Source organism: Desulfurococcus amylolyticus Z-533 (genome assembly GCF_000513855.1).
GTDB classification, from domain to species: Archaea; Thermoproteota; Thermoprotei_A; order Sulfolobales; family Desulfurococcaceae; genus Desulfurococcus; species Desulfurococcus amylolyticus.
Genome location: NZ_KI911318.1, coordinates 1,181,090 through 1,205,987 on the forward strand (window position 1 = coordinate 1,181,090; position 24,898 = coordinate 1,205,987).

Genomic DNA, 24,898 nt, shown 5'->3' on the forward strand with positions numbered 1-24,898 from the left:
ATAAATCAACCATTAAAAATATTATGATTAATGTACCCCCAGATATTTTGCATCAACCTAGTCAAACCCAGGCCTTTTATGCTTCACTACCTCACCATTCACGAGAGTAGGTGGTACTTGTCCTTGAAATAAAGAGCCTCGGTTTCTCCATGAAGTACTCATACTGATTCATGTACACCATAATTCTCCTACAGAATAAAAGTAGTGGGCCCGAGGGGATTCGAACCCCTGACCTACGGGTCACTCCCTCCAGACCTCAGTCATCCCAAACGGTCGCTCTGACCCATAGTGATCTGGAGCATCGGCCGCCAGAGGCGTCCGCCGCTCTGCCTGGCTGAGCTACGGGCCCACTACAAGTCATCAATACTAGGTTATTGGACAAAGGCGTTTAAATCTTTTTCACACAGGGGCAGCACGTGTTCCCATAAACAATTCTTTCATTGTTAGAACCATATTTAAAAAGAGTTGAACCATTATTTTTATAGAGGCAGAGCAATGAAACGGTGATGATGAGGCTTGAAGTACCCACTCGACAGGATATGTGTGAAGAGTGGCGTGCTCTGTGCCAGCTGCCAAAGGAAGGTGGAGTCAGGTACTGTCAGGGAAGATGAAATACCAGTGATGAGGATACTCATGGATCTAGAGGAAGAGTTAAAGTTTCTTAAGAAAGGAGAGTATGTCCGTTCCTTTAGGATCAGTAACCAGGTAATAGTAATGCTTAGAAACGGCTTTGAACCCGGCGAAATAAGCGAGCTGGAGAGAGAACTCTCACAGAAGCTGGGGGACAGGGTTAAAGTAGTTATTGAGACAGGCGACGTCAAGCGATTAATAGAACAACTAATTGCTCCAGCATCACTGATAGGCGTAAACCAGGTATGGCTACCAAGCGGCAGTGAAATGCTTAATGTTAGAGTATCAAAGAGAGATAGAAGGATATTAGGGAGAAACAGGGAGGAATACGAGAAACTATTATCAAGCCTGCTCGGTGTTGAAACCCGAATAATTTTTGAATAAATCTAGTTTAAGACTAGCTTCTCCTTAAATAACTCCCTCAGTACAATCGTAGCGTATAACCCAGGTTCCAACATAAACACTAATCTACATACATCACCAGCACAAGACATCCGTGTGTTCAACGGTTTGAACAACCCATTCCTATAATAGCAGGGAAGACTCCTCGCCTCCTCTAGCATGAGCCCTTCCTCGCTGAATATACCACTATATAATTCAATGCTTTCAATACAGCCGGGCATAGGGTATTCCTTATCGAGATCCATGAATCCCTTCTCCTCAATTATCTTATTGAGTAATAAGTTATACAGGTATCCGGCGTACGCATCAATAATTATCTCGTTAAGAGCCCTGAGAACATTCTTCAACCCTAAGCCGTTGTATCCAGCCCTAACATATCTACCCTCATAGTAGAAGCCGGTGAAATCCCTCCTTATCCTTTTTACTATGGCTTCCAAATCCTCCCCAGGATACATGGTATCAAGAAGAATTCTTGAGAAATAGTTCTCACGTCTTTTTACGACGTATTTACCTAGTAAATGTGTATTATACCTCTTTACACCAAATCTCTGGTATCCATAGTAGGCCGGGAGCCCATGCCTACTGATCAGCTCGAGGATCCTTTTCATGACTTCTTGCTGACGCTCATCAAGGCCTTGGATGAGTACTTCAAACTCATTACCCTTGAATATTTCCCTGCCCGGCTTAAACCTCGTGTATCCAGCTATCTCGAAAACCACTTTGTCTCCCTGTATAGGGAAAATCCTCTCATCCACCAGCAGTCTCTTAATGTAGAAGTATGAAGTGGTAGTCGCGTTCTTATCCTTTAATCCATGGAAATGAATATTGTCAACCGGGATATCTAGCTTCCTCGAGAGTATTCTTAGGGCCTCAAAGGTATCAAGACCTCTCTTTACAACCCTTACAACAATATATCCTTCCTTACCATGGAGATCCACTCTTTTAACCAGGTATCCTTCATCAATGACTTCACGGACTATAAAGCTTGAAGGCGTTATTCTATATTCATGATTCACCGAGAGGCTTGTTAAAGAATATTTCAACCCGGATACATAGTCCAATGGATGTGGATATATCCGCCCGGTGTCTGAATCCATTATAGGGGGCCTCTTTTAAATAATTCCATCACAGAAGCTTTAAGCCACCTGTTAGCTTGTCAACCCTATCATCGGGCGCTGGACCTATAGCTACAGCCGTTATTGTGCCTGGGGGAAGCTCTGTCAACCCAGCATCCCTCACTATTGAGGCAGGTAACCCATTAGATATTGCCTCCATATATATCTTCACCAACTCTTCCTCCCCTCTTACCTTAACAACTATCTTCTTCTGCCCACTATTCCACCACTCATTAAACCACTCTCTATGGTTATAATAGGCTTCGAACGCAGCTATAACTGATGCATGGGCGACCTGGGCAGCTATCTTACCCTTACTCATCTCCAGGTCGCTTCTAACCACTATAACCTGTTTCATATGTTAACCCCTACACTAACTTAACTCACCAGGCACAGCATGGGCTCTAATTGGGAAATAAGGGACTAATATTTTTAATCCCATTAACCATAATCAATAGAGATGTCTCGCTTAAAAAGGTGGTTTAAATGTCGCAGTATGTGCTTAAGCAGAACGAGCCAGGGATAAGAATAGAGGAGGCAGCCTCTCCACTCATATGTGATAGCTGCCATAGGTTAATGGAGCCAGGCGAGTATGGTGTAGAATTCTACTGTCCAAACTGTGGAAAAGTATTAATTAAGAGATGTAAAAAATGTAGAAAACTAGTAGTCGAATATACTTGTCCAAACTGTGGATTCAGAGGTCCATGAGGTGGTGGTCGATGGCTCAGGTACTGGTAATAGTTAGAGTACTACCCGAAGACGTGGAGACACCACTGGATGAATTAAGGAAGAGAATAGCCAGCGCGCTCCCTGAGGGATACGAGTTAAAGATGTGGGATGAAGAGCCAATAGCGTTCGGGTTAAAGGCATTGAGGCTGGCAATAATAATGCCTGAGCAAACAGAGGGCGGTACTGAGACGCTTGAGAACCTTATAAGCCAGGTACAAGGAGTAAGCCAAGTCGAGGTTGAGTATGTGAATAGGTTGTCCTAGATTCGATTTTGTCTAAACAACCTTAAACAGTATCAAATAATCAATCCTCTTCTAAGTAGGTGATCCGTATATTAATGAAAATAGTGATATATCCATTTTGAAGGTAATCTCAATGAAGCCGGAACAAGGGTGATGACCTATGGCTAGGCCAAGGATACTTATCATTGGGGGAGGTAAGGTAGCCGAACATCTCATCACGCTCTTCAATATCCATGAGGAAGCTGAAGAAGTAATCGTTGTCGACAAAGACCCAAGGAGAAGAAGTATTTTTGAGAAAATCGGCGATGTACTGGTTCTAGAAGGGGACGCCACCGATATTGGGATCTATAACGAGATAAATATGAAGGATATCACGGTCATACTAGCCCTGACGAACAGTGATGAAGTGAATTTAATGGTGCTTGCAATAGCTAAGTCATTCAATATCCCTATTAGGATTGGAAGGTTCACAGACTCCAAGATCGCTGAATTAGTTTCCAGTCTTGGACTAGGTATACCAATAGTGCAACCTGTTGTAGTGGCTAATATAATAGCCCAGATAATCTCATCGATCTCGAATGGAAAGGTTATCGGAAACGTAGGGGAGGATAAAATGCTAATGGTCTCGATAAGTGAAGCCGACCCTGTTGCTGAAAGCAGTATCGGAAACATAGATTTAGGGGAAGATGGAAAGATAATATTACTATTTGATGGCTTGAAACTCAAGATCCCAGAGCACTCGGATATATTGAAGCCTGGAAATATCCTCTTTATACTGGCAAGAAATGAGGAGGTAATTAGGAAGATTAAAGGCTAGCTGGTTCGGCGAGTAACTGCTTCATCACATCTCATACCATCAAAACTCATCACAGCCACTAATAGGGGAGTAGTCATGGATCCCTTATTACACGGGGAAACTCTATATATTTCTTTGATGGTATATAATATAAGGAGTAATTATAGATTATGGGAGGCACACCGATGAATCCCGGCATCCAGGACACGGGAATAAACGTTGCAAGCATTAGTTTATTCATTATTATATTGCTGACAGCAATATTGATAAGGGTAATTACGTCACGATTACTGAGCTCGCTTTCTGAACGTGGAAGCATTTCAGGTAATGTACGAGATATCTCCATAAGGATCATCGATATTGTACTAGTGGTAATATTGATTAGTACAGCCGTCATGCTATTTATTCCACAGTATTGGGGAATACTTACAATCTTCGGGCTTCTAGGTCTAGTAGCCTTAGTGCTCTTCATACACCCGTTGATCTCATATATATCGATGATAATACTTCAAATGGAGTTACCATTGAAGAATAGGTACTATGAGATATCAATGCCGGGTATCCAAAAACCGTTAACCGGTAAAATATTGAAGATAACGTCGAGAAATACTGTTGTCCAGGATATACATGGGGTCGAGCATTATATACCAAACATACAGTTAATACGGGCTATCTTCAAGCCGCTGCCTCCACAGTTAACCCTCAGAGTAGTTGTTGATTTACCTGGTGAGGGCATCAATATGAACTATTTAAGCGAGCTAGATAGGCAGATCACAGAGAAGTTAGAGGAGTACAGACACCCAGGTTTCAAGGATTTGAGGAAGATAGTTTTAGCTAAAGTATCAAACAACCGCTTAGAATACCTTGTAACACTCTATCCTGTTCAAGCAACTATAAGGGATGAAGATGTGAGAAAAGCTATGATCGAGTTAGTTTCAACGCTCTCCAAGACCCTTGAGGGTAAAGCCAGCGGTATCAACGTGATGAGCGATTAACTGCTTTAAAGGAGTAGAGTGTCTCCGTTCACAGCTTTGTAGAGTACTACTTACTCTCCAGGAATCTCCCCCTTAGATCGAAAAATGTAGCATTGTCTACGAGCACCCTGATCCATCTACCATAATCTAGAGCGGGGTCTCCGCTCTTACCTGTTACCACTACCGGGATATAGTTTTCAAGCCTACAAATCCATGTATTCGAATGCTCCGTGGTGAAACATTCCACTTCTTTTCCAACGTATTTTAAACGTATTTTCAAGCCAACCTCTTCTATGACCTGTAGGGCCCTTAGAACCCTTTCCTTCTTAACTCTGGTTGGTACCTGGGGTAGTGACGCTGAATAAGTCAGCGGTCTTATACTATAACCTGCCAAGTGAACTCTTTCAAACTCTAGTTCCCTTATAACTTTAAGGGTCTCGTTGAAGTCTTCCTCATCCTCCATGGGATGTCCAACGATGATATCGGTTGCAATACTTACACCAGGTATCCTTGATTTAACCTCATTAACTATCTCGATATACTCCTCCACGCTATAGTTGCGGCGCATTACACTAAGTACTTTATTGCTTCCTGATTGCAGAGGTATGTGGAGGAACCTATATACCTTGCTGGATTCATTGATAGCATCTATTAAATCATCAAGGATGTAGCGTAAGTGCTCCGGGTTTATCATACCTATTCTAATCATGTATCCACCACTGACTCTTCTACTCACCTCCTTAACCAGCTCCGGAAGCTTCCGTGTCTTATAGAGGTCCAAGCCATATGTACCTAGATCCATACCCGTCAACTGTATCTCTACTGCCCCGTTTCTAACTGCTCTCTCCACTGCTTTTACAACAGCATCGATACCATGGCTGACGAGGACGCGTCTAGCATGCTTGGTTATACAAAAGCTGCAATTGCTTAGACAGCCCTCCTGTATTGGTATCGGGGCGATCCTATCTTCTACATGAATTCCTATTCTATCTCTTTCCCTTAATCCATCAATCAATATAACCTTACCCCGCGTCTTCAGGACTTCTGTGATCAAGGCAGAATTCTGGGGCGAAACAAGGCTGGCCTCAGGTGCTATCTTTAACACCGTGTATGGTTCGGCCTTGGCCATACATCCGGCTACAATTAGCTTCTTACCTGTTCTACTAGCTACTTCATACAGCTCCCTTATCCTTTTAACCATGTGGTATTCTGTATCCAGTCTCACAATACATGTATTGATTATAAGGGTATCAGCATCTTCGATACTGTTAACTAATTCGTGTCCCTCGCGCAGAATATTCTCCACCATCAATGCTTCATCGCTCTTATTCAGGGCACATCCATAGGTCTCAATATACACCCTCATACCAGCACCCGTTTCCAGCCATCCCCGGCGTAAAGATACCTGATATCCTGCTTCTTCATAAGATTACATATATATAACCCTATTATATCATCCATGGAGCATAGGTGTGTAAATTGAGTAGGCAGAGCCTACCAGGATATGAGAAACTAGTTGAGAGGGCCTTTGAGAAGCTTGGAGGCAAGCGTGGGAGCGGCGAAGTATTTGAGATGCCCCATGCCGACGTACTCGTCATCGGGAGTAAAACAGTTGTGCAAAATTTCAGGCAGATAGCCAGCGTGCTTAATAGGGATGAAGAGTTATTAAAGAGGTACTTCATGAAGGAGTTGAATGTGCCAGGCTCAATCAATGAAGCTGGCCAACTGGAATTAAAGGGCAAGTTTAATCCGCAGGCAATCAATCAGTTACTAGTAAGGTTTGTAGAGAGGTATGTTAAGTGTAGCACATGTGGTTCAGTACATACAAGGTTAACTAAGAAGGGAAAGGTATTCGTGCTTAGATGCGATGCATGCGGTGCTGAGACAACTCTTCCAGCATTTTAAGGTGTAATCATGGAGAACCGAGGGAAGGAAAGGGTTAAGACCTATGTTAAGAAACAAGTTGTCGATGGAGAGGTAATCATTGCAGCATGTGATGAAAACATTCTGGGACTACACCTAGTAGACGAGAACATTAAGGCTAACTTCTACGTTGACCCCTACTTCTATAAAGGCGAACTATTAGATCTCGAGGAAGCAGTTAAAATACTTGCTACAGCAACCATCGGTAATATAGTGGGGGAGCAAATAGTCCAGGCTGCATTAGAGATGGGATTAATCCATCCTGAAGCAGTTTTAAGAATAAAGGGCATACCCATAGCTCTTTTCATGAGGATTTAATAGGGGTATAATGTTTTGAGTAATACTCGTTTCTGCGTTAAATGCGGGAGGGAATTCAAACAGGAGGATTTAATCAACAGCTTATGCGTTAATTGCTACCTAAAGTACCATGGAGTCTTCAAGGAAACCCCTCATGTAGAACTGACAATATGCCCTAAATGCGGTTCATGGTATTTTAAGGGGGCATGGCATCCTTCCCTAGACATAAGGGAGGTTATAAGGAGGGAGCTACTGGCGGATCTCCATAGATTCCTATATGAGAATATAAGTGTAATCGAGGTTGACGTGGTTTCCGACATATACAAGATCAACGCTGGTGAATATGGTGTTAAAGCGATATTCACCATGGAAGTCAATGGAAGACATGTTGTCAAGGTAAACCAGGTAGTAATTACAAAGCTTAGATATAGAACCTGCGATAAATGCATGAGGAGAACAACTGGTTCACATAAAGTACTCGTACAGGTGAGGTTTGAACCACTAGAAAACATAGAAGGGCTGCGACGCGAGGTCATGGAGTTACTACGTGATCTTGAAATAGGTGAAAGTATCATCGAAGTAATGGAGCTACGGGAGGGTTTAGACATAAAATTCGAAGATATAGTGTCCCCGAGGAAATATGTTAACATATTGGTAAAGAAATATGGGGCTAAGACCTCGGAGTCGTTTAAGTCGACGAAATACGATTTCCAAGAGGGTAAATGGAGCGGAGTGATGACTATATCGGTAAGGATACCCGCAATCAGAGAGAACGACATAGTGAGATACAGGGGTAAACTAGGTATTGTTAAACAAGTTGAAAACGGTGTCATTAGAATCCTCATCCTGGAGACAGGGGAAGAAGTGGAAGCTCGTCTCTCAGAGTACTGGGACAGAGTGCTCGAAAAGCCCGGTGGGATCTATATAGATGAACGAGTATTCACTGTAATAGCCATAGACAAGTCAACAATATATCTCCTAAACGAGGAAACAGGTGAGTTGAGAGAGGCATCCTTAACCCCAGCTAATTATGGGTTAAAGCCGGGTGATAAAGTTATAATATTGAGTGATGGTGAAAGAGAACTAGTAGTAAAAAAGGAGGGGTGAGGTGTCTGAGTAAGAAGCATCAAAAACAGGGAGATGAGCATGGTGGAGAGATACCACTACCCAACCCTGATGAGGGGACGATAATATGTGGTGTAGTAAGGCATCTAGGCGGAGACTATCTCATAGCTAAGTGCCTCGATGGAGTCGATAGAAAGATAAGGATACCTGGTAAACTAAGGAGGAAGGTATGGATAACCGAGGGAGATATTATCCTGGTGGGGCTCTGGGATTTTTCAACGGAAAAAGGTGAAGTAGTATATAAGTACGGTAAGAACGAGGTAAACAAACTGGTTGAGAAGGGGGTAGTGCCGAAGGAGTTCATCGATGCATTAAGTGAACTCATATGAGCGACGACATAGATAAATTACTCAGGAAAAAGGAGGAGCCCCGTAGAAAAGATAAAGACCTTTTTGAAACGGTTGAAGAGGTCTTTGATACAGCCACAGTCATGACTATCATTGAATTAATAAGGAAGAAAATAATTAAGAAGCTAAATGGTGTCGTGAACACTGGTAAAGAGGCCAGGGTGTATCTTGGAATAGGGTATAATGGAGAATACCTAGCCGTGAAGATATATTTAACTAGCACGGCAGAGTTCAAGAAGGGAATATACAAGTATATCATGGGGGATCCACGCTTTAGAGACGTCAAGATCAAGGATACAAGGACACTTGTATATGTTTGGACAAGGAAAGAATATAGAAACCTGAAAAGACTCTATGAAGCAGGGGTAAAGGTCCCCAGGCCCGTGGCATTCCTGAACAATGTCTTAGTAATGGAGTTCCTTGGCGAGAACGGAAATAGATATCCACTCCTTATAGAAGCCTACAAGGAGCTGGAAGTTGAAGAGCTCAAGCACGTTTACCACCTTATATTAGATGAGGTAGTGAAAATATATTGTAAAGCCGGGTTAGTACACGGTGATCTCTCAGTGTATAATATAGTTGTGACCCCAGGGCTCGACATAGCTATAATAGATGTTGGCCAAGCAGTGGATTTATCCCATCCAAACTCCGAGGAATTCTTAATCAGGGACATCGAGAATATAAACAGGTTTTTCAGGGAGGAAACAGGTATAAGTACATATAGTCTAGAGGAAATACTGGAGGCTGTTAAAGAATGCAGGACAATGAAAAAGGAAGATTAATTCCTGGAGTAACTAGGCTCTACGAGAAACTCCCCTTGGAAAGGATTGGAGTCCTTCTCGGTGATAACGGGAGAGTTAAGAAGGAGATAGAGGTTAAGACACGCACAATTCTAACCGTTGACTCTGAGACCGGTAGCGTCATAATTGAGCCGGCTTTTCCAGAGACCACTTCACTAGAATTGATGAAGGCCAGGGATATCGTTAGAGCTGTAGCATACGGGTTCAGCCCTGAGAGGGCTTTTAAACTGTTCGACGAAGACCAGATATTATTAGTAATAGATGTTAGACAATATGTTGGAGACAAACCCAACCACGTTAAGAGGGTTCTTGGTAGGGTAATAGGTGAGGATGGGAAGGCTAGAAGAGTCCTAGAAGAGGCAACAGGCACCTATATATCCGTGTATGAGCCCTACGTCGCTATAATAGGGGATTACGAATCAGCTAACATAGCCCGTACAGCTATAGAGATGCTGGTTGAGGGTAGAACTCATGCGACAGTATATAAATACGTGGAAAGGGAGATGTTCGCAGTGAGGAAACGCAGGATGCGGGAGCTGTGGGTGAAGGGGCCTGAATTAGATACCGGCGGAAAGGAGAGGGATAGTTGAGCCAGTAATATTCAATCATTCATCCTGAATGCATGCAAATAACCAGTCGTCCTAGGTTGCTTCGCAATCGCTTTCCTATATTATTAAAAGGTAGAGTGCAATAGCTATAAGGGCTACCGAGATCGCCTTCTTCAATGTAAGTTCTTCATGGAGTAGTATAACTGAAAATAATATGATGAATAATATACTGGATCTATCGAGCATTGCGACAATAGATGTATCACCTTTTTGTAGTGCGAGAAAGTAGAATATCCATGAAAGACCGCCTGCCACACCGCTTAGAATTATGAAGATGTATTCCATACTCGTCATTCTCCCTACGTAGGCTACACCCCTGAAGTACAGCATTATGCTTACAGCGAATACAGTCATTACAATTGATCGAAGCGCTGTCGCAGTTATTGAGTCAACGTTTTGCAAGCCTATTTTAGCCAGTATCGTTGCCAATGCAGCCGCTAAAGCATCTAACAATGCATATATAATCCATGACTCCATTTTTACACCAATGAGGCCGTATGCTTTATTTTGTTAATAAGTATTACCGATGAAGAGAGAATCCGGGTAAGAACCTGAATATTGGGGGTGCTGAGAGGCCCGCATAGCTGAGGGTTCAATGCTAACACAGCTCACTAATTAACTGATTTGATATCATGTTTTCAACTAGTGAATGATTTGATCATGCCTCTATGTACTAGGTAACTAGTTAGAACGATCAATGGTAAGTACTCGGTTTTTCCGAGATACATTCCAGCCATTAATGCTATTTTAACCAATAGAGGCGTTGAGGAAGAGATTATACCGGTGGATAATCCAACACAACCAGTGGCTGAGGCAGCCTCGAATATGGCGTCGAGAAAGTCCGTGCCCGGTAAAACTATCTTTGTCATCGATGCTATGAGGAATACGGTAATTAAATGTAATAGTATTATGAGCAGTGCCCCAGAGACCTCCTCTTCTTCAAGTGTCTTGCCATCTATTACCACATGTAGGTTCACCCTTTCACGGAGTAGTGTTGACGTACTATATGAGCTGAGTTTCCTCAGCAGGACGATTAACCTGTACACTTTTATACCTCCAGCCGTTGAAAACGTCATACCACCTATAATCATTGCAACTACAAGGATGATTTTCACCCCGTTGGGGAAGCCGGCTACATTTCCAATATTGAAGCCTGTTGTAGTCATAGCGGAAATAGTGTTGAAGAATCCGAGCAAAATTGAGTACGTGAGACCCTCGTTGTGAAGCATGAAAACGAGCGTGGCTAGCAGGGAGAGTATGCATAGTGAAATAAAGTAGTATTTAACCTCATCGCTTCTAAGCACATCCTTGAATCTAAAGTCTAGTAGCTGGCTTAAAGCGAGGAAATTCATGCCGCCGATCACCATAATAAATATAGCGGGTATAACGCTGAAGGGTGCATAATCATATAGTGCTTCATAATTCATTGAGTAATTACTCATTCCGCCAGTAGCTATAGCCGTCATCGTGTGAATGATGGCATCGTAGAAATCTACACCAGAGTAGTAGAGTAAGACTATGCCGGCCAATGTGAATACCATGTATATCTCTATAATCCTCCTTGCAGTACTTCTAAGGGTACGCATTACCCTTACGGGCCTCTCTAAACCATATAGTGTATAGCCGAATTTCCAGAAGAAGGGTATGATCACCATTGCGAAGACTACGAAGCCTAGCTCACCACTCCACTGCATTAGAGCCCTCCACCAATTGATACTCTTCTTTAAGTGATCTATATCGTTTAAGACAGTAAACCCTGTACCTGTAAACCCCGAGATACTTTCAAACAATGCATCAATAAACGATATATTGATTTCCCGCATTAACGGCAATGCAGCCAGAAACGGTATTACGAGCCACGAAGCCGTTGAAACAATATAAGCCTCAAGGAAGCCCATTTCACGAACACTGTTAAACCTGGTTAAGACAATGACACCGGAGAAGCCTATGCTAATATAGAGTATGGAGAAGAACAGGAAGTTCATGGAAACCGGTTCACCACTAAGTAGATCAACAATCGGCACACTTAATATCATTAAACCCACAATCAGTAAAAGGCTTAGAAGCCCGGTGGCTATAGACACCATCTTCATAGAAACCACACACTATCTCTATCAACGAGTTTAAATATCTCCAATCTCATTAAGTATAATATAAGCATTTAAAAACAATGTAATGAAAACACAGCATGTTATTAAAGCTTTCATACCTCAACCCAGTAATATGATGTTCAGACCCAAATACTATTTAACCAGTGGGAATCCCCTGAAATCAACCCCGATGAATTCCACATATTCATTACCAGCTCCACGCCATGGTGTTCATATCAGATGATCCAACTAAGCAAAAACTCTACCAGCTTAAAGTGTCTTCTTCAAGTTTTCCATGATATCAATATAGCATCTCCTAGTAGCAATATGATAGTCGATAATCCCCCGGTTGAAACCAGCTACTGGAAACCTTAGAATAGGAGACTGAAAAGGAAAGGCGGGCCCGCGGGGATTCGAACCCCGGGCCTCCGGCTTAGAAGGCCGGCGCCCTATCCTGGCTAGGCGACGGGCCCAGCCGATAAATCATTATCTTAGCAGAGGGAATTATATATTTTAATCTAAATTGAAAACCTAGTCCATTATCATGAAGCCCCATGATCCTAGAGAATGCTGTTGTAGTTGCTACCGCACCTGTTAGCAACTCGAAAAACGCACACCCAAGTACAGTAACTACAGCGAGTCCCCCTTTCACTCTTCCTACTAGTGGTTCAAGCGCATCTACGATTACCTCCGTTAGCCCTGCCTTCTCAAAAACCGTACCCATTAATACGAATAAACACACCCCCATGCTCGTCATGAATAGGGTGGAGAAGAGATATGATGAGAATACTATAGCATCCGGCTTTCCATGAGAAGAAGATAGGTATCTAATTATATCCTCTATATTGCTGAGTATGTACCTGGGATCATGTTCATAAATGCCTCCTACCTTATCCTCAACATGTTTCTGTCTAATATTTACCTGTTCAACAATATTTATATCCATGGATGAATCATTGAATTCTATAAACACACCCTTTTATGTTCGTGGTGCCGAGGTCGATAGATATAATTCTAAACAATAATATTCACCCGTCTCAGCATCGAAGTCCATCAGGAATAGCATACATATAGAGGTTTTGATAAAACAGCAATAAAACTGATTTTATTCCAGGCAGGACTCTATTGTCTACACAATATATTCTTTAACGCATTCATGACCTCTTCTTTTTTAATGTCACGGGTTTTTCTCAGTGTTACATGGTCTGGTTTACCGCCTCCCTTAATGCCTTTCCCCGTTAACTCCTCTGTGATTCTCCTTAAGTCTATGTTCTTCTTTACTGCTTTCTCGGGTTTAACCGCTATTTCGATCAGTTCGCCAGTATCTATGGTAGTAAGTACCCCGTGTTTTAGTGAGAGTTCTTCAAGTACTTGTTTAACTAGTTTCTCATCGCTGATGGGTAGCTCTACATATACCGTATCAATGCCGCAGATGTTTATCTCCTCGGTAAGGGCCTTCGATATAATGGTCTTTCCCATGAGATCCCTGTATTTATCAAGTACCTCTAGCGTCTTATCGTACTCTCTCTTAATCTTCTTTACAGCAGAAGCCAGATCTCCCTGCTTAGAGCCCAGGATTGATAGGGCTTCTCCGATCTCGTTTTCCAGTAAGTGTATTTTATCAACTAGCCTCGTTGACGCTATGAACTCCAACCTGATTACTCCATCCTGTATTCTCTCGGCATTAATTATTTTCACGCCGCCTACTTCACTAGTGTTAAACACATGGGTTCCGAAGCAGGCCTGTGCATCCCAGCCAGGTATCTCAACTATTCTGAGGATTGGAGAGTATATTGCGCCACCCTGGTATATCTTCAACCCGTACTTGTTCTCGGCCTCGAATTTACCCGTGTAGTGGAACCTTAGATCCACTCTGTCCTCGATTATCCTGTTAGCCAGCTCCTCTATCTTCCTCACATCTTCCGATGTAAGGGACTTATGGTGTGTTATATCCAGCCTAGCCTTCTCAATGGTTTTCTCAGCACCGGCCTGCCATACATGGTCGCCAAGTATATACCTTGCTGCGGCGAGTATAATATGTGTTGCAGTGTGGTGCTTCATTAACCTATATCTCCTATACCAGTCTATTACCACCCTAACCATAGTATTCTCATTGATCTCCACGGGCTCCTTCAATACATGTATTATTACATCGCCAACTTTCCCAACGTATTCAACCTCATATCCTCTTCCATTCACCTCGATGAAGCCTGTATCGTGTTCCTGGCCTCCGGCCCACGGGTACATAACCGTTCTATCCAGGATAAGGTATTTTCCTCTAACCCCTATCACCTTAGCATTAACACTGGTTAGATACGGGTTCTCATGGAAAACCCTATATGTAGCAGGGAATCCAGAGGCCCATTTAACCACGTCCTCGGGAAACTCATGCTCCTTCTCCTTCACCAACACGCCTGGAGAGGAATGTCTCTGAGCTATTCTAGAGTAGAAGTCACCCGGTATCTCTACTTTTACACCATGTTCCCTGGCTCTTTCAGCAACGAATTCAGGGGGTATTCCATGTGAATCATATATTGTGATGAGGTCTTCCAGTAAGAGTTCTCTTTTCTTTTTAAGCAGCTTATCGACGATGTCTATTCCACGGCTGACGGCATCTATGAACTTAGAGGTCTCCATGGTTACTACATCCAGTATATAGTCTCTGTGCTTCTCGAACTTGCCATATATGTAGTCGTTCTTCCAGTATTTTACCTGGCGATCCAGTAATTCCTGGACCACATCTGTGAGCCTGCTGGGTTCGACGCCGAGCCTGGCGAGGTTTCTGAGGAGACGCCTAATCACGAGTCTAGCCAGGTATCCCTCACCAGTATTCGATGGAACCACACCATCCGAGAGCATGAGGCTTATTGTCCTGGCATGGTCTAGAGCACTATATAAATATATTGTCTTCACGAATTCATCCACGTAGTCTCCGAACCCTAATTCACGAAGTAGCCTCTCATACTCATGTATGCCTCCAATTTCCTTATCGCTCAACAAGTAAACAGCTTTCTTCAATACATCGTAGCTGGGCTCCTCGACCCCGAGTACATCCTTGTACTCGTTAACCAGCCTACCATATATTGCATGGAAGCCTGTCGGCGTCTTCTGGGTGAACCACGCTATTCTCTCTATACCATACCCGCAGTCAACGACTAAGACGGGGTTTTCCACGTATTTACCATCAACAACCTTGTACATCATGTGCACTAGTGTTGCTAACTCCATGCCGTCAACCAATACCTCTGGGGCAGGCCCAGCATTACCCCCGCCCTCCCACCATCCCTCCTTAAACACCAGGTCGTCGAGGTCTATGCCTATCTCCTTATTAAAGAACTCTATTGTGTTATCCAGTATCCCCTCAACCCAGTAAACGAATTTACCCGGTTTATTAAAAGCATGCATCCCACCCATTTCAAAACTGGTTAAATGCCGTCCAAAGGTTAACCCCACGTTATCTATATCACTCAGCCTTATAGATGGTTGGATTATAACTAGTGGATTATATGGGGGATCAACAATACCATCTGTAACAGCAGGCTGGAATACCACTATTGATGCTATGGTTAAATAGAGGTCATTTCTCCATCTGGCTAGAACTGGATAGGGATCCACTACGCCGTGCCCCTTTGACTTGAGGAACCCTATAAACTTCTCCCTTACCTCCTGGAGGCTTAAGGGCCTCACTCTTTTATAATCCTTGTAGAGGAACTCATATTTGCTGCAAGGCCTATCCGGGCAAGTATCCCTTGGAATCCTGCTCCATAAAACACCCTCCTCACATCTCTTGCAGGTGTATTTCTCATAGCCATACCTGCGGAGATAGTCGAAGCTTATATTTTTAGACATGGTTTTAACTAACCTCTCTCTAACTTAGGATACCTAATAGTAAGGAAGCAAATTAAGTTTTCGTAAAATCCTAAAAATCTTTATCCTCTCGTAAACAATGCCATTATTTTCAACCGAATAGTGCTGAGAAACCTTCTGAGAGGGCTTCCTCACTAAGCTCCTTAGACTCCTCCTTCTTCTCCTCTTCACCCTTCTTCTCTTCACCAGCAGGCGCAGCCGCTGGGGCCGCTTGAACTGGGGCAGCTGCCACAGGTGCTACAGAAGCCTGTTCAAGGACCTTGGCTATGTCAATGTTTTTAATGGCTGCAACCAGAGACTTCACCCTAACTTCATCTACTTCAACACCGGCTGCTTCAAGCACCTTCTTCACATTTTCCTCGCTTATCTCTTTTCCAGCCTTATACAGCAATAAAGACGCATATATATACTCCATACACCCTGCACCTCCACTTGTTCAAAGCATTACTGCAGGATTTAAATCTAGAAAGTAGCTTTTAAAGCTTCATCATGCCTCCCAGGCAAGAATTTAGAGGCAGCAAACATTCATCCTAACCAACATCCGTTGCCCCTAGAGGTCTGATCGTGGTGTTTTGAGATGGTTTAGTTTGTCCTCTAGAGGGTTCGGGTCTGGTGAATTCCTGTGATTGCCTGTAGATATTTCTGGCTACCTGCTTCATCCCATTATTTCTTATTCCCCTGCTCCGTCCGGCTTCATTCTTCACAATAGTGGAATACCCCGTATACCCGCCCAGAGAATACCGGGAGAAACTATTCAGGCTCCACGGGAGAAAAGTAAAAGGTAATAGTCATCGAGGAAAACTAGTGAAGACACCGAGAAGATAAAACACATCCAAAAATATTTACAAGAATTCAGAAAGGATTTAGAACCCGCAACAGGCTCAACCGAATAGTGCTGAGAAACCTTCTGAGAGGGCTTCCTCACTAAGCTCCTTAGACTCCTCCTTCTCCTCTTCACCCTTCTCCTTCTTCTCGCCTTCCTGTTTAACTGGTGCTGGAGCCTGTTTAACCTCTATACCCAGCTCTGGAGCATACCTTGCTACCTCAACTGCTAAAGCGTTGGCTTTGGCAACAGCCGATAAGAATACCATTTCAGCCGTCTCAGGTGTTATAAAGCCTGTTTCCACAGCTAGTGATAAGGCGTGCCTGTGAGCCCTTGATATAACTAGTGGTAGTACTTCTGGCTCCGGTAATGCTACTTCAACAGCTATCTTTAAGGCGTCGAGGTGAGCCGCCATAATGTTGTTTCTATACTCGTCTAGATTTAGTATGAGTTTATCGCCTGGTATAACAATACCCTCATAAGCTATCTTAGGTCTAAGCCGTATCTCTTTTAATGCCAGCCCCAGTTTCTGGAGCAGGCTAGCTAGATCACCAGAGACAACATCACCTGGTTTAGCCACTACTGTATCCTTAGCTACATAGACAACATTTCCCTGGACCTTGGTTGGTATCTTGAGCCTTCCGAATACACTTAGCATGGGGCCCGGAGGTATACCAGTGTTACCCTCAGGTATGATTATCTCCCTATCTGTTTTCTCACCGGGCTTAAAGTATGATTTAGTTACATGAGCGTCCATCAGCATTGCAAGCTCGAACGCATTCATATTGGTGAATACAACCAGTATTTGACCAGTGAGATACTCTTTAAACGGCTCCGGGTTCAAGCCAGCCTTTTTTAAAGCGATCTCCAGCAGTCTCGGCTTGACCACCCTCAACTCCGCTTTACCATACAGCTTCTTCCTCAGCATTTGAATATGGTTGGCTGGAATACCGGTTATATCCGCTATAGCGAAAGCTTTACTGGTCTTGATCAGGTTAACGAGTTCCTCTACTACCTTAATCTTCCACTCAGGTATCTTCCTAGCTGTAAGAGACATATTAATCACCTGTACACTTCTACCGGCATACCCATTGTAGTCTTAAAAACAAGCTTGGCAATGTTACCAGCACCTGATGGAAGCCTCTGCTCTATCACTGATAAAACAGCCAGTGCGTTTTCAGCGAGATCCACCGGACTCATGTCTTCTGCACCTATCGGAACCATTATCTGCGGTTGATCCTTAACCCTTGCCACAACGGTATTCATGTATCTCTTTATGAGGGCTGATATATTAGCGGAAGCAGGTACCGGGATAGGTGCCTTACCCCTGGGACCCAGGGCCGGACCCAGAGTACGCCCTGTTAAAGCCATCAAATCCGTTCTAACCAAGACCCAGTCACATTGACCAGCTATTTTCTTCGCCTGTTTCTTGCTTAAGCCCTGGAGATCCTGACTCGTTAACACTATTTTAGCACCTGCCTCCCTTGCTTTAACCGCTAGCTCTTCATCCCCTATCACACATACGCTTAACTCTTTACCTCTGCCCTTAGGTAGCGTTATAAACTCCCTTATTTTCCCAGCCTGCCCCTTCACATCGATATCTCTTAGCACTACTATCATTTCAACACTCTGCTTAAACCTCCTACCTTTCCCAAGGGCTAGCGCCTTCTCTATGGCGTTAACCAGTGATTCACGAGTATACACAGGCATTATTGACCACCCTTACTCCACTCTTCTTCATACCTAGATAAGATTTCATCGTAAACACCTTCATCAACTAGTTTCTGAACCTCCTTCGGATCCTTTCCATCAACAGTTATACCTATGGATCTAGCCGTGCCCAAGACTGTTTTAACAGCTGCCCTCAGCGTTTTAGCTGTTAGTGAATCCCTCTTCAATATGGCAACTTTAACAACCTGCTCAAACGATATATTGCCTATCTTCTGATGAGCCGGGTCACCTGTAGGCTGCTTTGCACCAGCCTCCTTCATTAATAGAGCCGTTGTAGTTGGTATGCCAACCCTTACCTCGAACTCCTTGGTGTCGATGTCTATTGTTATCTCAACCGGAACTGATAACCCCTCAAAATCCTTTGTTGCATCATTAATCGCTTTCACAACCTGGGGTATGTTAACCTTGTATGGGGATAGGGTAGGCCCTAGGGGTGGGCCTGGTGTAGCCTTCCCTCCCTCAACCATTACCCTTATGGTTTTCTTCACCATTCCTACACACCCTTACTTATCTTCTTAACATAATCACCTGGTATTGTAATAGGTATTGTGAAAGCGGCCTCTAAAATATTCACTGTAAGCATGTTTTTATTTCTATCTATGCCCGCTATCCTGGCACGCATACCCCTGAACGGGCCCCTCGTGATCTCTACTTCATCACCCACGTTAAGTTCCTCTATAACTGGTTTAGGCTTCAAAAGCTTCTCGAATTCCTCGTAGGACACCTTAATCGGCCTACCGGCTTTAATATACCTGATATCGGAGATGACCTTGTAGAGTTCGCCTAGCCTCTCAACCTCAATGAACACGTAGCCCCTTACATTTGGAGGTATGATGATGCTTCCAATACTGGTTTCCTCTCCCCTCGCCCGCATCTCATCGATCCTCATACCTATAATTAAAGCAGTATCCAGTTCTCTGCCCAGTGTTGTTTTCACCGCGTATATCTTCGCCGCACCTCCACTGGACTCCTGTGATTCACTCATGCCGATCACCCAGTGTAGGGGTAGAGAAACGTGTAAAATATCATTCTTATAGCGAATGAGATGCCGCCTACTATGGCTAGCCCGAGTAAGCTTATCTTTAATATGGTCCAGTACTCATCCCACTCGGGCTTCGTAGCTATTAGTAAAATCCTCTTCCAAGCCTCTACTAGCTCACGTAAATCCAAGTCATTACACCCCTATTTCACTGTAAACCAGTTAAAATCCTCTCAACGTATTCGATTGGGTTAAAAGGTTTTAAATCCTTATAGTCCTGTCCAACCCCTATGAATAACACTGGTTTCTTTAAGATGTAGACTAGGCTTAATGGTACGCCTCCTTCTTCATAGGCGTCGACCTTCGTAACCACTACGCAGTCAACGCCAACAGCCTCATTAAAGAACCTGGCTTGCTCTAATGCATCGTTACCTGTTAAAGCATCTACAACAAGTATTTTTACATCGGGCTTGGCAACTCTTACAATCTTCTTAAGCTCGTTCACCAAGTCAACGTCGACATGCATTCTCCCAGCTGTATCAATTAGGAAGACGTTGAAACCCCTGTTCAATCCATACTGTATTGCATCATAGACCAGGGCAGCCGGATCCGAGCCGTATTTACCAGTGAAAACAGGGATACCCGTTCTCTCTGAGTGTATCTTCAACTGCTCCTGGGCTCCAGCCCTGAAAGTATCTGCCGCAACCATTAGGGGTTTAAGCCCGTTCTCCCTCATGTATACAGCTACTTTAGCTATAGTGGTTGTCTTCCCCACGCCGTTAACCCCAAGAAAGACTAATTTCAATGGCTTCCTACTATTAGCCAAACTGAGTAAGTCAATGTTATTTAACCCGGTGAAGTAGCTCAACAATATCTCCCTTAACGCCTTTACGAGTTCCTCTCTACTCTTAATCGATCCCTCCTCAACACGCATCGTTAACTCCGAGGCTATGTTCTCAGCTACTTCATAGGCCACATCATTGGCTACAAGGTTGAGCTTAAGCTCTTCAATCGACTCCAGTAGCTTCTCCCTTGATGAGAGGAGGGATGATGCTGTCTCAATAAACCTGGAGAATACTTCCCTCAGCTTCTTGAACAACTACCTTATCCTCCACCCTTGCTCTGAGATCCACCGTACCCACGGGATAACAACTGTTGTAGCCTATTTAATTCCTCTAGTACAACACTATACCTCTTCTGTAATTCCCCTAGTACTCTCTCAACATTACTACTTCTCTTTGAAATAATCTCCAACGCTTTAGCCTTATCTGCTTTCAAATAATAGCCCAGCCCTAAGTGTACCAGTATCCCCTTGCTCCACTCCTTGTTTATTACTGCAGGTATCATCGCTGAGGATAACCTATCGAGGATTATATAGCCTTCCCCACCATCCTCAGGCAGGTTCTTAAGAGTCTCTAAGGCGAGTTGCAGCTCTCTCTGCTGTGTTAGATAAGTGTTTATTGTTGAGGCAAGTATATTGGCATACTCTCTTAACTCGTTAAACCTCACTAATATTTCCTCTAATTGAATCCTTCCAGCCTCCTTTACTTCCTTAGCATCGCTCCCAGAGTTCATGGCTTCACAATCCTCTCAGAGTTTGCTACCTGTCTTATGAATGGATCCCTCGAGGCACTTGGATCTATTTCCTCGATTCTCTCTATTCTTATATGATACCTCTTCACCTTATGGTTACTCCCCAGTATAGAATATACTTTCTCTAACACCTCTTTCTCACTTACACCTCTTACATCCTTCGTGAACCTCTGCCAAGTAGGGTATCTATCATGGCTTATCAACATGTAGCCTGTAACCCTATATGTTTTAACCTCCACTACTCCCCACCTCCAAACCCCTTTCTAATCCTAAGTATCTCGGGACCCGTTGTATTGCCTCCTACAATTATACCGTGGTTATTGGCTAATAAACCACTCTTCACAAACGGTATTCCAGCGTTCACGGTTGCCCTTTCAACCCTTACCTTTAGGATTTCCTCTATGGTTTTTAAATCCCCATCACTAGCATCAGGGTGTACCACCCCACCCTGGTCATTTACTACGAGGAGGCTACCCGGTATTTCCAGGTTTAATAAGGGTAACTGAACTATTTCCACACCGAGGACACTACTTAAATCCCTTACAACATCTCTCTCAAACAACGTGCTTGCAATACACCCCTTGTTATTACATACTAGTAGGTTCCCGAGCGCAGTGAACCTCGAGCCCGAGACATAGTGCACGATATCTATACCCTGCTCCCTAATCTGTTTTCTAAGAGACCCCAACTCATCATCGAATATTATCCTCGGCAGAATGATCGCGCTATCGTTCCCAGCTATGAAGACACCATTCAACACTGTGCCAGCTATCCTGGACTCGATTATTCCCTTAACCTTTAATACCTCGATCATTTCCCTTTGATCACTACTACCTATCCCAGGGGGAAGAACCAGCATCTTACTATTCGTATACGCGTAGACCCCTATATTCGAGTTACCGAAGAAACTCATCCTGGTAATCTCCAATTAAAACCACCGACCCTTCCTGAAACACTGAGAAATATATTTATAGCTAGAGGATTAAATAGTTCTTTAAGTATTCAAGCTACTTAACTCTCTTGAGAAAAACCCTGGCCTCCTTCTCATTCTTATTGAACCTTATTTCAACAACTACTCTTCTAGGGGGTTTCTCGCGTCCACACGACCATATATACTTATTTAACTCCGGATCTAATATTATTTTTTCAGCATCCTTAAAGTGCCTGGCAACATATTTTCTCACCAATCTAATAGCTCTATCAGCCCTGTTCATGCGGCGTCCAAAGTATACCCTCTTCAATGGTATTACATGCACAGATTTAACCATACCCCCGGATTCGCTCATAGCTCAACCACCCCTAAATATTCTTAAGCTTACTCCTTCTCCAGTTCCTGAGGCTGAACCCCCTCCTAACCCTTAGACGGGTCTTAGCCGACACCCAGATCGGTATAGCCCTATTAGACTTCAAAGCAGCTGCAAGCCTAAGCTTCCTGGCAACGTGTTTGAATCTAGCCATGTTTAAACACCTATTTCCTCTTGAATTCTATCCTCGGTTCTCTATGTGTCTGCTCATATATTTCTGATAAAAGCCTCTTTAAAAACTCATCTGTTATAGGTATCTTCACACGCCCGCTTTGAGCCAGCGCTATTAACTGTTGTTCAAGCATTTCCGCGAGCTCTGGTTTAACAAGTCTTAAATTATTAAGTCTCTCCCTAGCCTCTGGTGTAAGGATCTTTCTGAGTGCTGCATCTATCATTTGACGTCTCTGCTTCTCTTCCTCCATACGGCGCTGCAGCTCAGCCAGCTTCCTCCTTCTTATAGCCTCAAGCTCCTCATCATATCCCTCGTTACCGTATTCGCTCCCAGTGTCTGAAGGCATCTAGTGGTCCCCGGGGCAATTATATTCTTATTAATGACTTGTTGGGGGAAGATACTTTGAAAGCTCTGGATTAGCACGACTCAGCTCCGAGAGTATCTCGAAGCTCAGCCTATCAAGCAGTGACTTCCCCTGAGGCGTGAGAATTCTACCCTTCCTTGTCCTTCTCACTAGCTGTGCCTGCTCTAATTGCTGCAGTATCTTCCTGATCGCGTTGCCAGGAGCTCTAACAGTTCTCTCGGGGCGAACACCCCTGTTCTTCCTTCCACCATATTCTCTTCTAAGCTCCGTTAATCCCACTGGTTCACCGGCTTTATAGAGCTTCCTCAGTATGCTCGCCGCCCTGTAATACCACCATTCCGGATTAGTAGGCGGCTTCTCCTTATGCGAGCTGGTTTTAACAAACATGCTCCATGTAGGCGGCTTTACCTCTGGTACGTTTGCTTTCAAATACTCTACGAGCCTCTCAATTAGCTTGTCAGCTGGAACCTCTAATGCCGTAACCATTTACTCAATCACCCTATTGTAATCACTAAGTCTACATGCTTTAAAATACTTTTAACCATCCCCTTCACCCCTTATAAGCGTGATAGTGAAGCCCCTGACCTCGTATATCTTCCCACCTGTTAAACCAGCTATCTCCTCAGCCAGTCTATGTATATCGAAGCCCTCGCTCCTCCTATAGGATTTCAACACCTTTATCTTCACCACGCCGTGTTTCCGGAGCCTTAGCCTGACCTCCTCAATGAATCCCTGGGTTACCCCATTCTTACCTAGCTGTACATCGACTTTACCGGCTATCCTCAGCTTGATCTTCTCCCTGAGGCCTTTATCATATATCTCCTCACCCATCCACATTGCAGACACCTATAGACCAACCTGGACGACTTGCCACTACCCCTCACTCTTACACTAAGTGTTAAACCAGGTATTAATGGTATATGACACCTCCTGCAATAACCCCTCCTAATGTACCTGGGAGGCTTAATCCTGGCTTTCCCAGCTATCTTAAGCATTATCTCGATGTATCTCCTCGCTAACTCGAAATCTCCTTCTCTAGCCCTTTCTACTGAGTACTTGTAGAGCAGTATCACCCGTTCCCTAGCAATCTCCCTTATATATTTTTCCCTATTCAAGAACCAGACCCCGCGTGGTGGAGTTATATAATTATATTCCACCACGGTATTAAATTGGAGAGAAAGGTGATCGAGCTGGGGAGGCTTAAGATAATACTCGTGGAAGCAGCATTAGAGACCATACCTCCAAGCATTGCATCACACCCAGTAGTGCTTAAAAACGCTGGTAAAAGAGGGAAAAGTCCCCATGAGATACTACTCGATGTAAGCATACATTACCACGCCATGAAGAAACTCCCATTGAAGCATAAGCGGGGCAGGCCGGATATCATACATTTAAGCCTGTTAGAGGCGTTGGAGAGCCCATTAAATAAAACCGGTAAAATGGAGATATACATACACACGATACAGGGGCACGCTATCTTCATTGATTCATCAACCAGGATCCCGAGGAACTACAATAGGTTCACAGGGTTAATGGAGCAGTTATTTAAGGAGGGAGAGGTTCCACCAGGCTCAGAGAAGCCGTTGCTCTATATCAAGACAATGCCGCTTGACTCGTTAATCAAGGCTATTGGGGCAAAGGGGCTGATACTCTTAAGTGAATCCTGCGTCCAGAGTAGCCTCGACAATGTGGTTGGGGAGGCATTGGACAATGGATTCGCCATAGGTATAGGTGGATTCCCCCATGGAGACTTCGAGGAGGACACTGTGAAACAGGCAGTCAAGTGTTACTCGATATATAGAGGCCCCCTTGCAACATGGATCGTGGTGTCAAGGATAATAGCTAGCGCTGAGAGATTACTCGGCATACTTTAGACGCAGATTTACTAATCCCAGTTAAGATCCTAGTCGAGATAATAACTTCGTTATCTACCAGTGGGTTACATCAACCAACTCAATCCTGCTTAAATATCTTGTATTTCCTAGTA

36 protein-coding genes and 2 tRNA genes are annotated in these 24,898 nt (G+C 43.8%); 12 read left to right on the forward strand and 26 right to left on the reverse strand.

Going from position 1 to position 24,898, the window contains the following annotated elements:
- Positions 1 to 205 precede the first annotated feature (205 nt).
- Positions 206 to 349 (reverse strand) — tRNA-Trp (locus SPHMEL_RS07380).
- A gap of 167 nt (positions 350 to 516) precedes the next feature.
- On the opposite strand from SPHMEL_RS07380, the gene SPHMEL_RS06235 reads away from it, so the two are divergent.
- Positions 517 to 1,014 carry a transcription elongation factor gene (locus tag SPHMEL_RS06235; RefSeq protein WP_042667773.1) on the forward strand — a complete coding sequence of 166 codons (498 nt, stop codon included), beginning with the start codon at positions 517 to 519 and terminating at the stop codon, positions 1,012 to 1,014.
- 2 nt (positions 1,015 to 1,016) lie between these two features.
- Here the strand turns inward: SPHMEL_RS06235 and truD are convergent, their stop codons facing one another.
- Together truD and pth2 are read right to left on the reverse strand one after the other, a co-directional pair.
- The gene (gene truD / locus SPHMEL_RS06240) at positions 1,017 to 2,129 is read right to left on the reverse strand and encodes a tRNA pseudouridine(13) synthase TruD (protein WP_042667774.1); all 1,113 of its coding nucleotides are present in this window, start codon (positions 2,127 to 2,129) and stop codon (positions 1,017 to 1,019) included.
- A gap of 28 nt (positions 2,130 to 2,157) precedes the next feature.
- Positions 2,158 to 2,505, reverse strand: a complete 348-nt coding sequence (gene pth2 / locus SPHMEL_RS06245) for a peptidyl-tRNA hydrolase Pth2 (RefSeq protein WP_012608743.1) — start codon at positions 2,503 to 2,505, stop codon at positions 2,158 to 2,160.
- A gap of 128 nt (positions 2,506 to 2,633) precedes the next feature.
- Here pth2 and SPHMEL_RS06250 point away from each other — a divergent pair, with 128 nt between their 5' ends.
- The 3 genes from SPHMEL_RS06250 to SPHMEL_RS06260 all read left to right on the forward strand — a co-directional run bounded on the left by SPHMEL_RS06250 (position 2,634) and on the right by SPHMEL_RS06260 (position 3,935).
- Positions 2,634 to 2,855, forward strand: a complete 222-nt coding sequence (locus SPHMEL_RS06250; protein WP_051401021.1) for a zinc finger domain-containing protein — start codon at positions 2,634 to 2,636, stop codon at positions 2,853 to 2,855.
- Positions 2,856 to 2,866: 11 nt separating this feature from the next.
- Positions 2,867 to 3,139: an elongation factor 1-beta gene (locus tag SPHMEL_RS06255; protein ID WP_042667775.1), complete on the forward strand. Its 273-nt coding sequence runs from the start codon at positions 2,867 to 2,869 to the stop codon at positions 3,137 to 3,139.
- A gap of 139 nt (positions 3,140 to 3,278) precedes the next feature.
- A complete protein-coding gene (locus SPHMEL_RS06260) occupies positions 3,279 to 3,935 on the forward strand; it encodes an NAD-binding protein (RefSeq protein WP_042667776.1) in 657 nt (218 codons plus the stop codon).
- Between the two features lie 73 nt (positions 3,936 to 4,008).
- Here the strand turns inward: SPHMEL_RS06260 and SPHMEL_RS07565 are convergent, their stop codons facing one another.
- Entirely contained in the window at positions 4,009 to 4,386 is a 378-nt protein-coding gene (locus SPHMEL_RS07565) for a hypothetical protein (protein ID WP_232216827.1), read from the reverse strand.
- On the opposite strand from SPHMEL_RS07565, the gene SPHMEL_RS06265 reads away from it, so the two are divergent.
- Positions 4,376 to 4,909 (forward strand): hypothetical protein, encoded by a 534-nt coding sequence (locus tag SPHMEL_RS06265; protein WP_338084905.1) that lies wholly within the window; start codon positions 4,376 to 4,378, stop codon positions 4,907 to 4,909. The genes SPHMEL_RS07565 and SPHMEL_RS06265 overlap by 11 nt on opposite strands.
- A gap of 46 nt (positions 4,910 to 4,955) precedes the next feature.
- On the opposite strand, the gene SPHMEL_RS06270 is transcribed toward SPHMEL_RS06265, so the two are convergent.
- Positions 4,956 to 6,254: a tRNA (N(6)-L-threonylcarbamoyladenosine(37)-C(2))-methylthiotransferase gene (locus SPHMEL_RS06270; RefSeq protein WP_042667777.1), complete on the reverse strand. Its 1,299-nt coding sequence runs from the start codon at positions 6,252 to 6,254 to the stop codon at positions 4,956 to 4,958.
- A 113-nt stretch (positions 6,255 to 6,367) separates the two neighbouring features.
- On the opposite strand from SPHMEL_RS06270, the gene SPHMEL_RS06275 reads away from it, so the two are divergent.
- The 6 genes from SPHMEL_RS06275 to SPHMEL_RS06300 are packed head-to-tail and all read left to right on the forward strand — an operon-like array spanning position 6,368 to position 9,970.
- Complete coding sequence (locus tag SPHMEL_RS06275; protein ID WP_012608750.1) at positions 6,368 to 6,793, forward strand: translation initiation factor IF-2 subunit beta; 426 nt, start codon at positions 6,368 to 6,370, stop codon at positions 6,791 to 6,793.
- A gap of 9 nt (positions 6,794 to 6,802) precedes the next feature.
- Positions 6,803 to 7,129: a DUF424 domain-containing protein gene (locus tag SPHMEL_RS06280; RefSeq protein ID WP_012608751.1), complete on the forward strand. Its 327-nt coding sequence runs from the start codon at positions 6,803 to 6,805 to the stop codon at positions 7,127 to 7,129.
- A 15-nt stretch (positions 7,130 to 7,144) separates the two neighbouring features.
- Positions 7,145 to 8,215, forward strand: a complete 1,071-nt coding sequence (locus SPHMEL_RS06285) for a 60S ribosomal export protein NMD3 (RefSeq protein WP_042667778.1) — start codon at positions 7,145 to 7,147, stop codon at positions 8,213 to 8,215.
- Positions 8,212 to 8,562, forward strand: a complete 351-nt coding sequence (locus SPHMEL_RS06290; protein WP_042667779.1) for a translation initiation factor aIF-1A — start codon at positions 8,212 to 8,214, stop codon at positions 8,560 to 8,562. Before SPHMEL_RS06285 ends, SPHMEL_RS06290 begins: the two co-directional genes overlap by 4 nt.
- Entirely contained in the window at positions 8,559 to 9,362 is an 804-nt protein-coding gene (locus SPHMEL_RS06295; protein ID WP_012608754.1) for a serine protein kinase RIO, read from the forward strand. The genes SPHMEL_RS06290 and SPHMEL_RS06295 overlap by 4 nt, the downstream gene beginning before the upstream one ends.
- Positions 9,335 to 9,970, forward strand: coding sequence for a KH domain-containing protein (locus SPHMEL_RS06300; protein ID WP_042667780.1), 636 nt, complete (start codon positions 9,335 to 9,337; stop codon positions 9,968 to 9,970). Before SPHMEL_RS06295 ends, SPHMEL_RS06300 begins: the two co-directional genes overlap by 28 nt.
- A gap of 75 nt (positions 9,971 to 10,045) precedes the next feature.
- Here the strand turns inward: SPHMEL_RS06300 and SPHMEL_RS06305 are convergent, their stop codons facing one another.
- From SPHMEL_RS06305 to SPHMEL_RS06400, 21 genes are all read right to left on the reverse strand, one after another.
- Positions 10,046 to 10,465: an EamA family transporter gene (locus SPHMEL_RS06305; protein ID WP_012608756.1), complete on the reverse strand. Its 420-nt coding sequence runs from the start codon at positions 10,463 to 10,465 to the stop codon at positions 10,046 to 10,048.
- 161 nt (positions 10,466 to 10,626) lie between these two features.
- Complete coding sequence (locus SPHMEL_RS06310; RefSeq protein WP_042667781.1) at positions 10,627 to 12,081, reverse strand: TrkH family potassium uptake protein; 1,455 nt, start codon at positions 12,079 to 12,081, stop codon at positions 10,627 to 10,629.
- A 395-nt stretch (positions 12,082 to 12,476) separates the two neighbouring features.
- Positions 12,477 to 12,551 (reverse strand) — tRNA-Arg (locus SPHMEL_RS06315).
- Entirely contained in the window at positions 12,512 to 13,024 is a 513-nt protein-coding gene (locus SPHMEL_RS07650) for a TRAP transporter large permease subunit (RefSeq protein WP_338084909.1), read from the reverse strand. The genes SPHMEL_RS06315 and SPHMEL_RS07650 overlap by 40 nt, the downstream gene beginning before the upstream one ends.
- Before the next feature lie 176 nt (positions 13,025 to 13,200).
- A complete protein-coding gene (gene alaS / locus SPHMEL_RS06320) occupies positions 13,201 to 15,927 on the reverse strand; it encodes an alanine--tRNA ligase (protein WP_042667782.1) in 2,727 nt (908 codons plus the stop codon).
- Positions 15,928 to 16,036: 109 nt separating this feature from the next.
- On the reverse strand, positions 16,037 to 16,360 hold the full coding sequence (gene rpl12p / locus SPHMEL_RS06325) for a 50S ribosomal protein P1 (RefSeq protein ID WP_042667783.1): 324 nt from the start codon (positions 16,358 to 16,360) through the stop codon (positions 16,037 to 16,039).
- Between the two features lie 466 nt (positions 16,361 to 16,826).
- On the reverse strand, positions 16,827 to 17,825 hold the full coding sequence (locus SPHMEL_RS06330; protein WP_051401022.1) for a 50S ribosomal protein L10: 999 nt from the start codon (positions 17,823 to 17,825) through the stop codon (positions 16,827 to 16,829).
- A 5-nt stretch (positions 17,826 to 17,830) separates the two neighbouring features.
- Positions 17,831 to 18,478, reverse strand: coding sequence for a 50S ribosomal protein L1 (locus SPHMEL_RS06335; protein ID WP_042667785.1), 648 nt, complete (start codon positions 18,476 to 18,478; stop codon positions 17,831 to 17,833).
- The gene (locus SPHMEL_RS06340; protein WP_012608771.1) at positions 18,478 to 18,990 is read right to left on the reverse strand and encodes a 50S ribosomal protein L11; all 513 of its coding nucleotides are present in this window, start codon (positions 18,988 to 18,990) and stop codon (positions 18,478 to 18,480) included. Before SPHMEL_RS06340 ends, SPHMEL_RS06335 begins: the two co-directional genes overlap by 1 nt.
- A gap of 2 nt (positions 18,991 to 18,992) precedes the next feature.
- A complete protein-coding gene (locus SPHMEL_RS06345) occupies positions 18,993 to 19,484 on the reverse strand; it encodes a transcription elongation factor Spt5 (RefSeq protein WP_012608772.1) in 492 nt (163 codons plus the stop codon).
- A gap of 5 nt (positions 19,485 to 19,489) precedes the next feature.
- Positions 19,490 to 19,669, reverse strand: coding sequence for a protein translocase SEC61 complex subunit gamma (locus SPHMEL_RS06350; protein ID WP_012608773.1), 180 nt, complete (start codon positions 19,667 to 19,669; stop codon positions 19,490 to 19,492).
- A gap of 17 nt (positions 19,670 to 19,686) precedes the next feature.
- Positions 19,687 to 20,577 (reverse strand): signal recognition particle-docking protein FtsY, encoded by an 891-nt coding sequence (gene ftsY / locus SPHMEL_RS06355; protein WP_042667786.1) that lies wholly within the window; start codon positions 20,575 to 20,577, stop codon positions 19,687 to 19,689.
- A 5-nt stretch (positions 20,578 to 20,582) separates the two neighbouring features.
- Entirely contained in the window at positions 20,583 to 21,053 is a 471-nt protein-coding gene (locus tag SPHMEL_RS06360) for a prefoldin domain-containing protein (protein ID WP_012608775.1), read from the reverse strand.
- Positions 21,050 to 21,310, reverse strand: a complete 261-nt coding sequence (rpl18a, locus tag SPHMEL_RS06365) for a 50S ribosomal protein L18Ae (RefSeq protein WP_012608776.1) — start codon at positions 21,308 to 21,310, stop codon at positions 21,050 to 21,052. Before rpl18a ends, SPHMEL_RS06360 begins: the two co-directional genes overlap by 4 nt.
- Positions 21,310 to 21,999, reverse strand: a complete 690-nt coding sequence (locus tag SPHMEL_RS06370) for a translation initiation factor IF-6 (RefSeq protein ID WP_042667787.1) — start codon at positions 21,997 to 21,999, stop codon at positions 21,310 to 21,312. Before SPHMEL_RS06370 ends, rpl18a begins: the two co-directional genes overlap by 1 nt.
- A 79-nt stretch (positions 22,000 to 22,078) precedes the next feature.
- Positions 22,079 to 22,357, reverse strand: a complete 279-nt coding sequence (locus SPHMEL_RS06375) for a 50S ribosomal protein L31e (protein WP_012608778.1) — start codon at positions 22,355 to 22,357, stop codon at positions 22,079 to 22,081.
- A 13-nt stretch (positions 22,358 to 22,370) separates the two neighbouring features.
- Positions 22,371 to 22,529 (reverse strand): 50S ribosomal protein L39e, encoded by a 159-nt coding sequence (locus SPHMEL_RS06380; RefSeq protein WP_012608779.1) that lies wholly within the window; start codon positions 22,527 to 22,529, stop codon positions 22,371 to 22,373.
- Between the two features lie 10 nt (positions 22,530 to 22,539).
- Entirely contained in the window at positions 22,540 to 22,893 is a 354-nt protein-coding gene (locus SPHMEL_RS06385; protein ID WP_042667788.1) for a DNA-binding protein, read from the reverse strand.
- A 30-nt stretch (positions 22,894 to 22,923) separates the two neighbouring features.
- Positions 22,924 to 23,397, reverse strand: a complete 474-nt coding sequence (locus SPHMEL_RS06390; protein WP_012608781.1) for a 30S ribosomal protein S19e — start codon at positions 23,395 to 23,397, stop codon at positions 22,924 to 22,926.
- Positions 23,398 to 23,448: 51 nt separating this feature from the next.
- Positions 23,449 to 23,748: a YhbY family RNA-binding protein gene (locus tag SPHMEL_RS06395; protein ID WP_042667789.1), complete on the reverse strand. Its 300-nt coding sequence runs from the start codon at positions 23,746 to 23,748 to the stop codon at positions 23,449 to 23,451.
- Positions 23,694 to 24,026 carry a ribonuclease P protein component 4 gene (locus SPHMEL_RS06400; protein ID WP_014767995.1) on the reverse strand — a complete coding sequence of 111 codons (333 nt, stop codon included), beginning with the start codon at positions 24,024 to 24,026 and terminating at the stop codon, positions 23,694 to 23,696. The genes SPHMEL_RS06395 and SPHMEL_RS06400 overlap by 55 nt, the downstream gene beginning before the upstream one ends.
- A gap of 54 nt (positions 24,027 to 24,080) precedes the next feature.
- On the opposite strand from SPHMEL_RS06400, the gene SPHMEL_RS06405 reads away from it, so the two are divergent.
- Positions 24,081 to 24,785 (forward strand): 16S rRNA methyltransferase, encoded by a 705-nt coding sequence (locus tag SPHMEL_RS06405; protein ID WP_084322171.1) that lies wholly within the window; start codon positions 24,081 to 24,083, stop codon positions 24,783 to 24,785.
- Positions 24,786 to 24,898 lie beyond the last annotated feature (113 nt).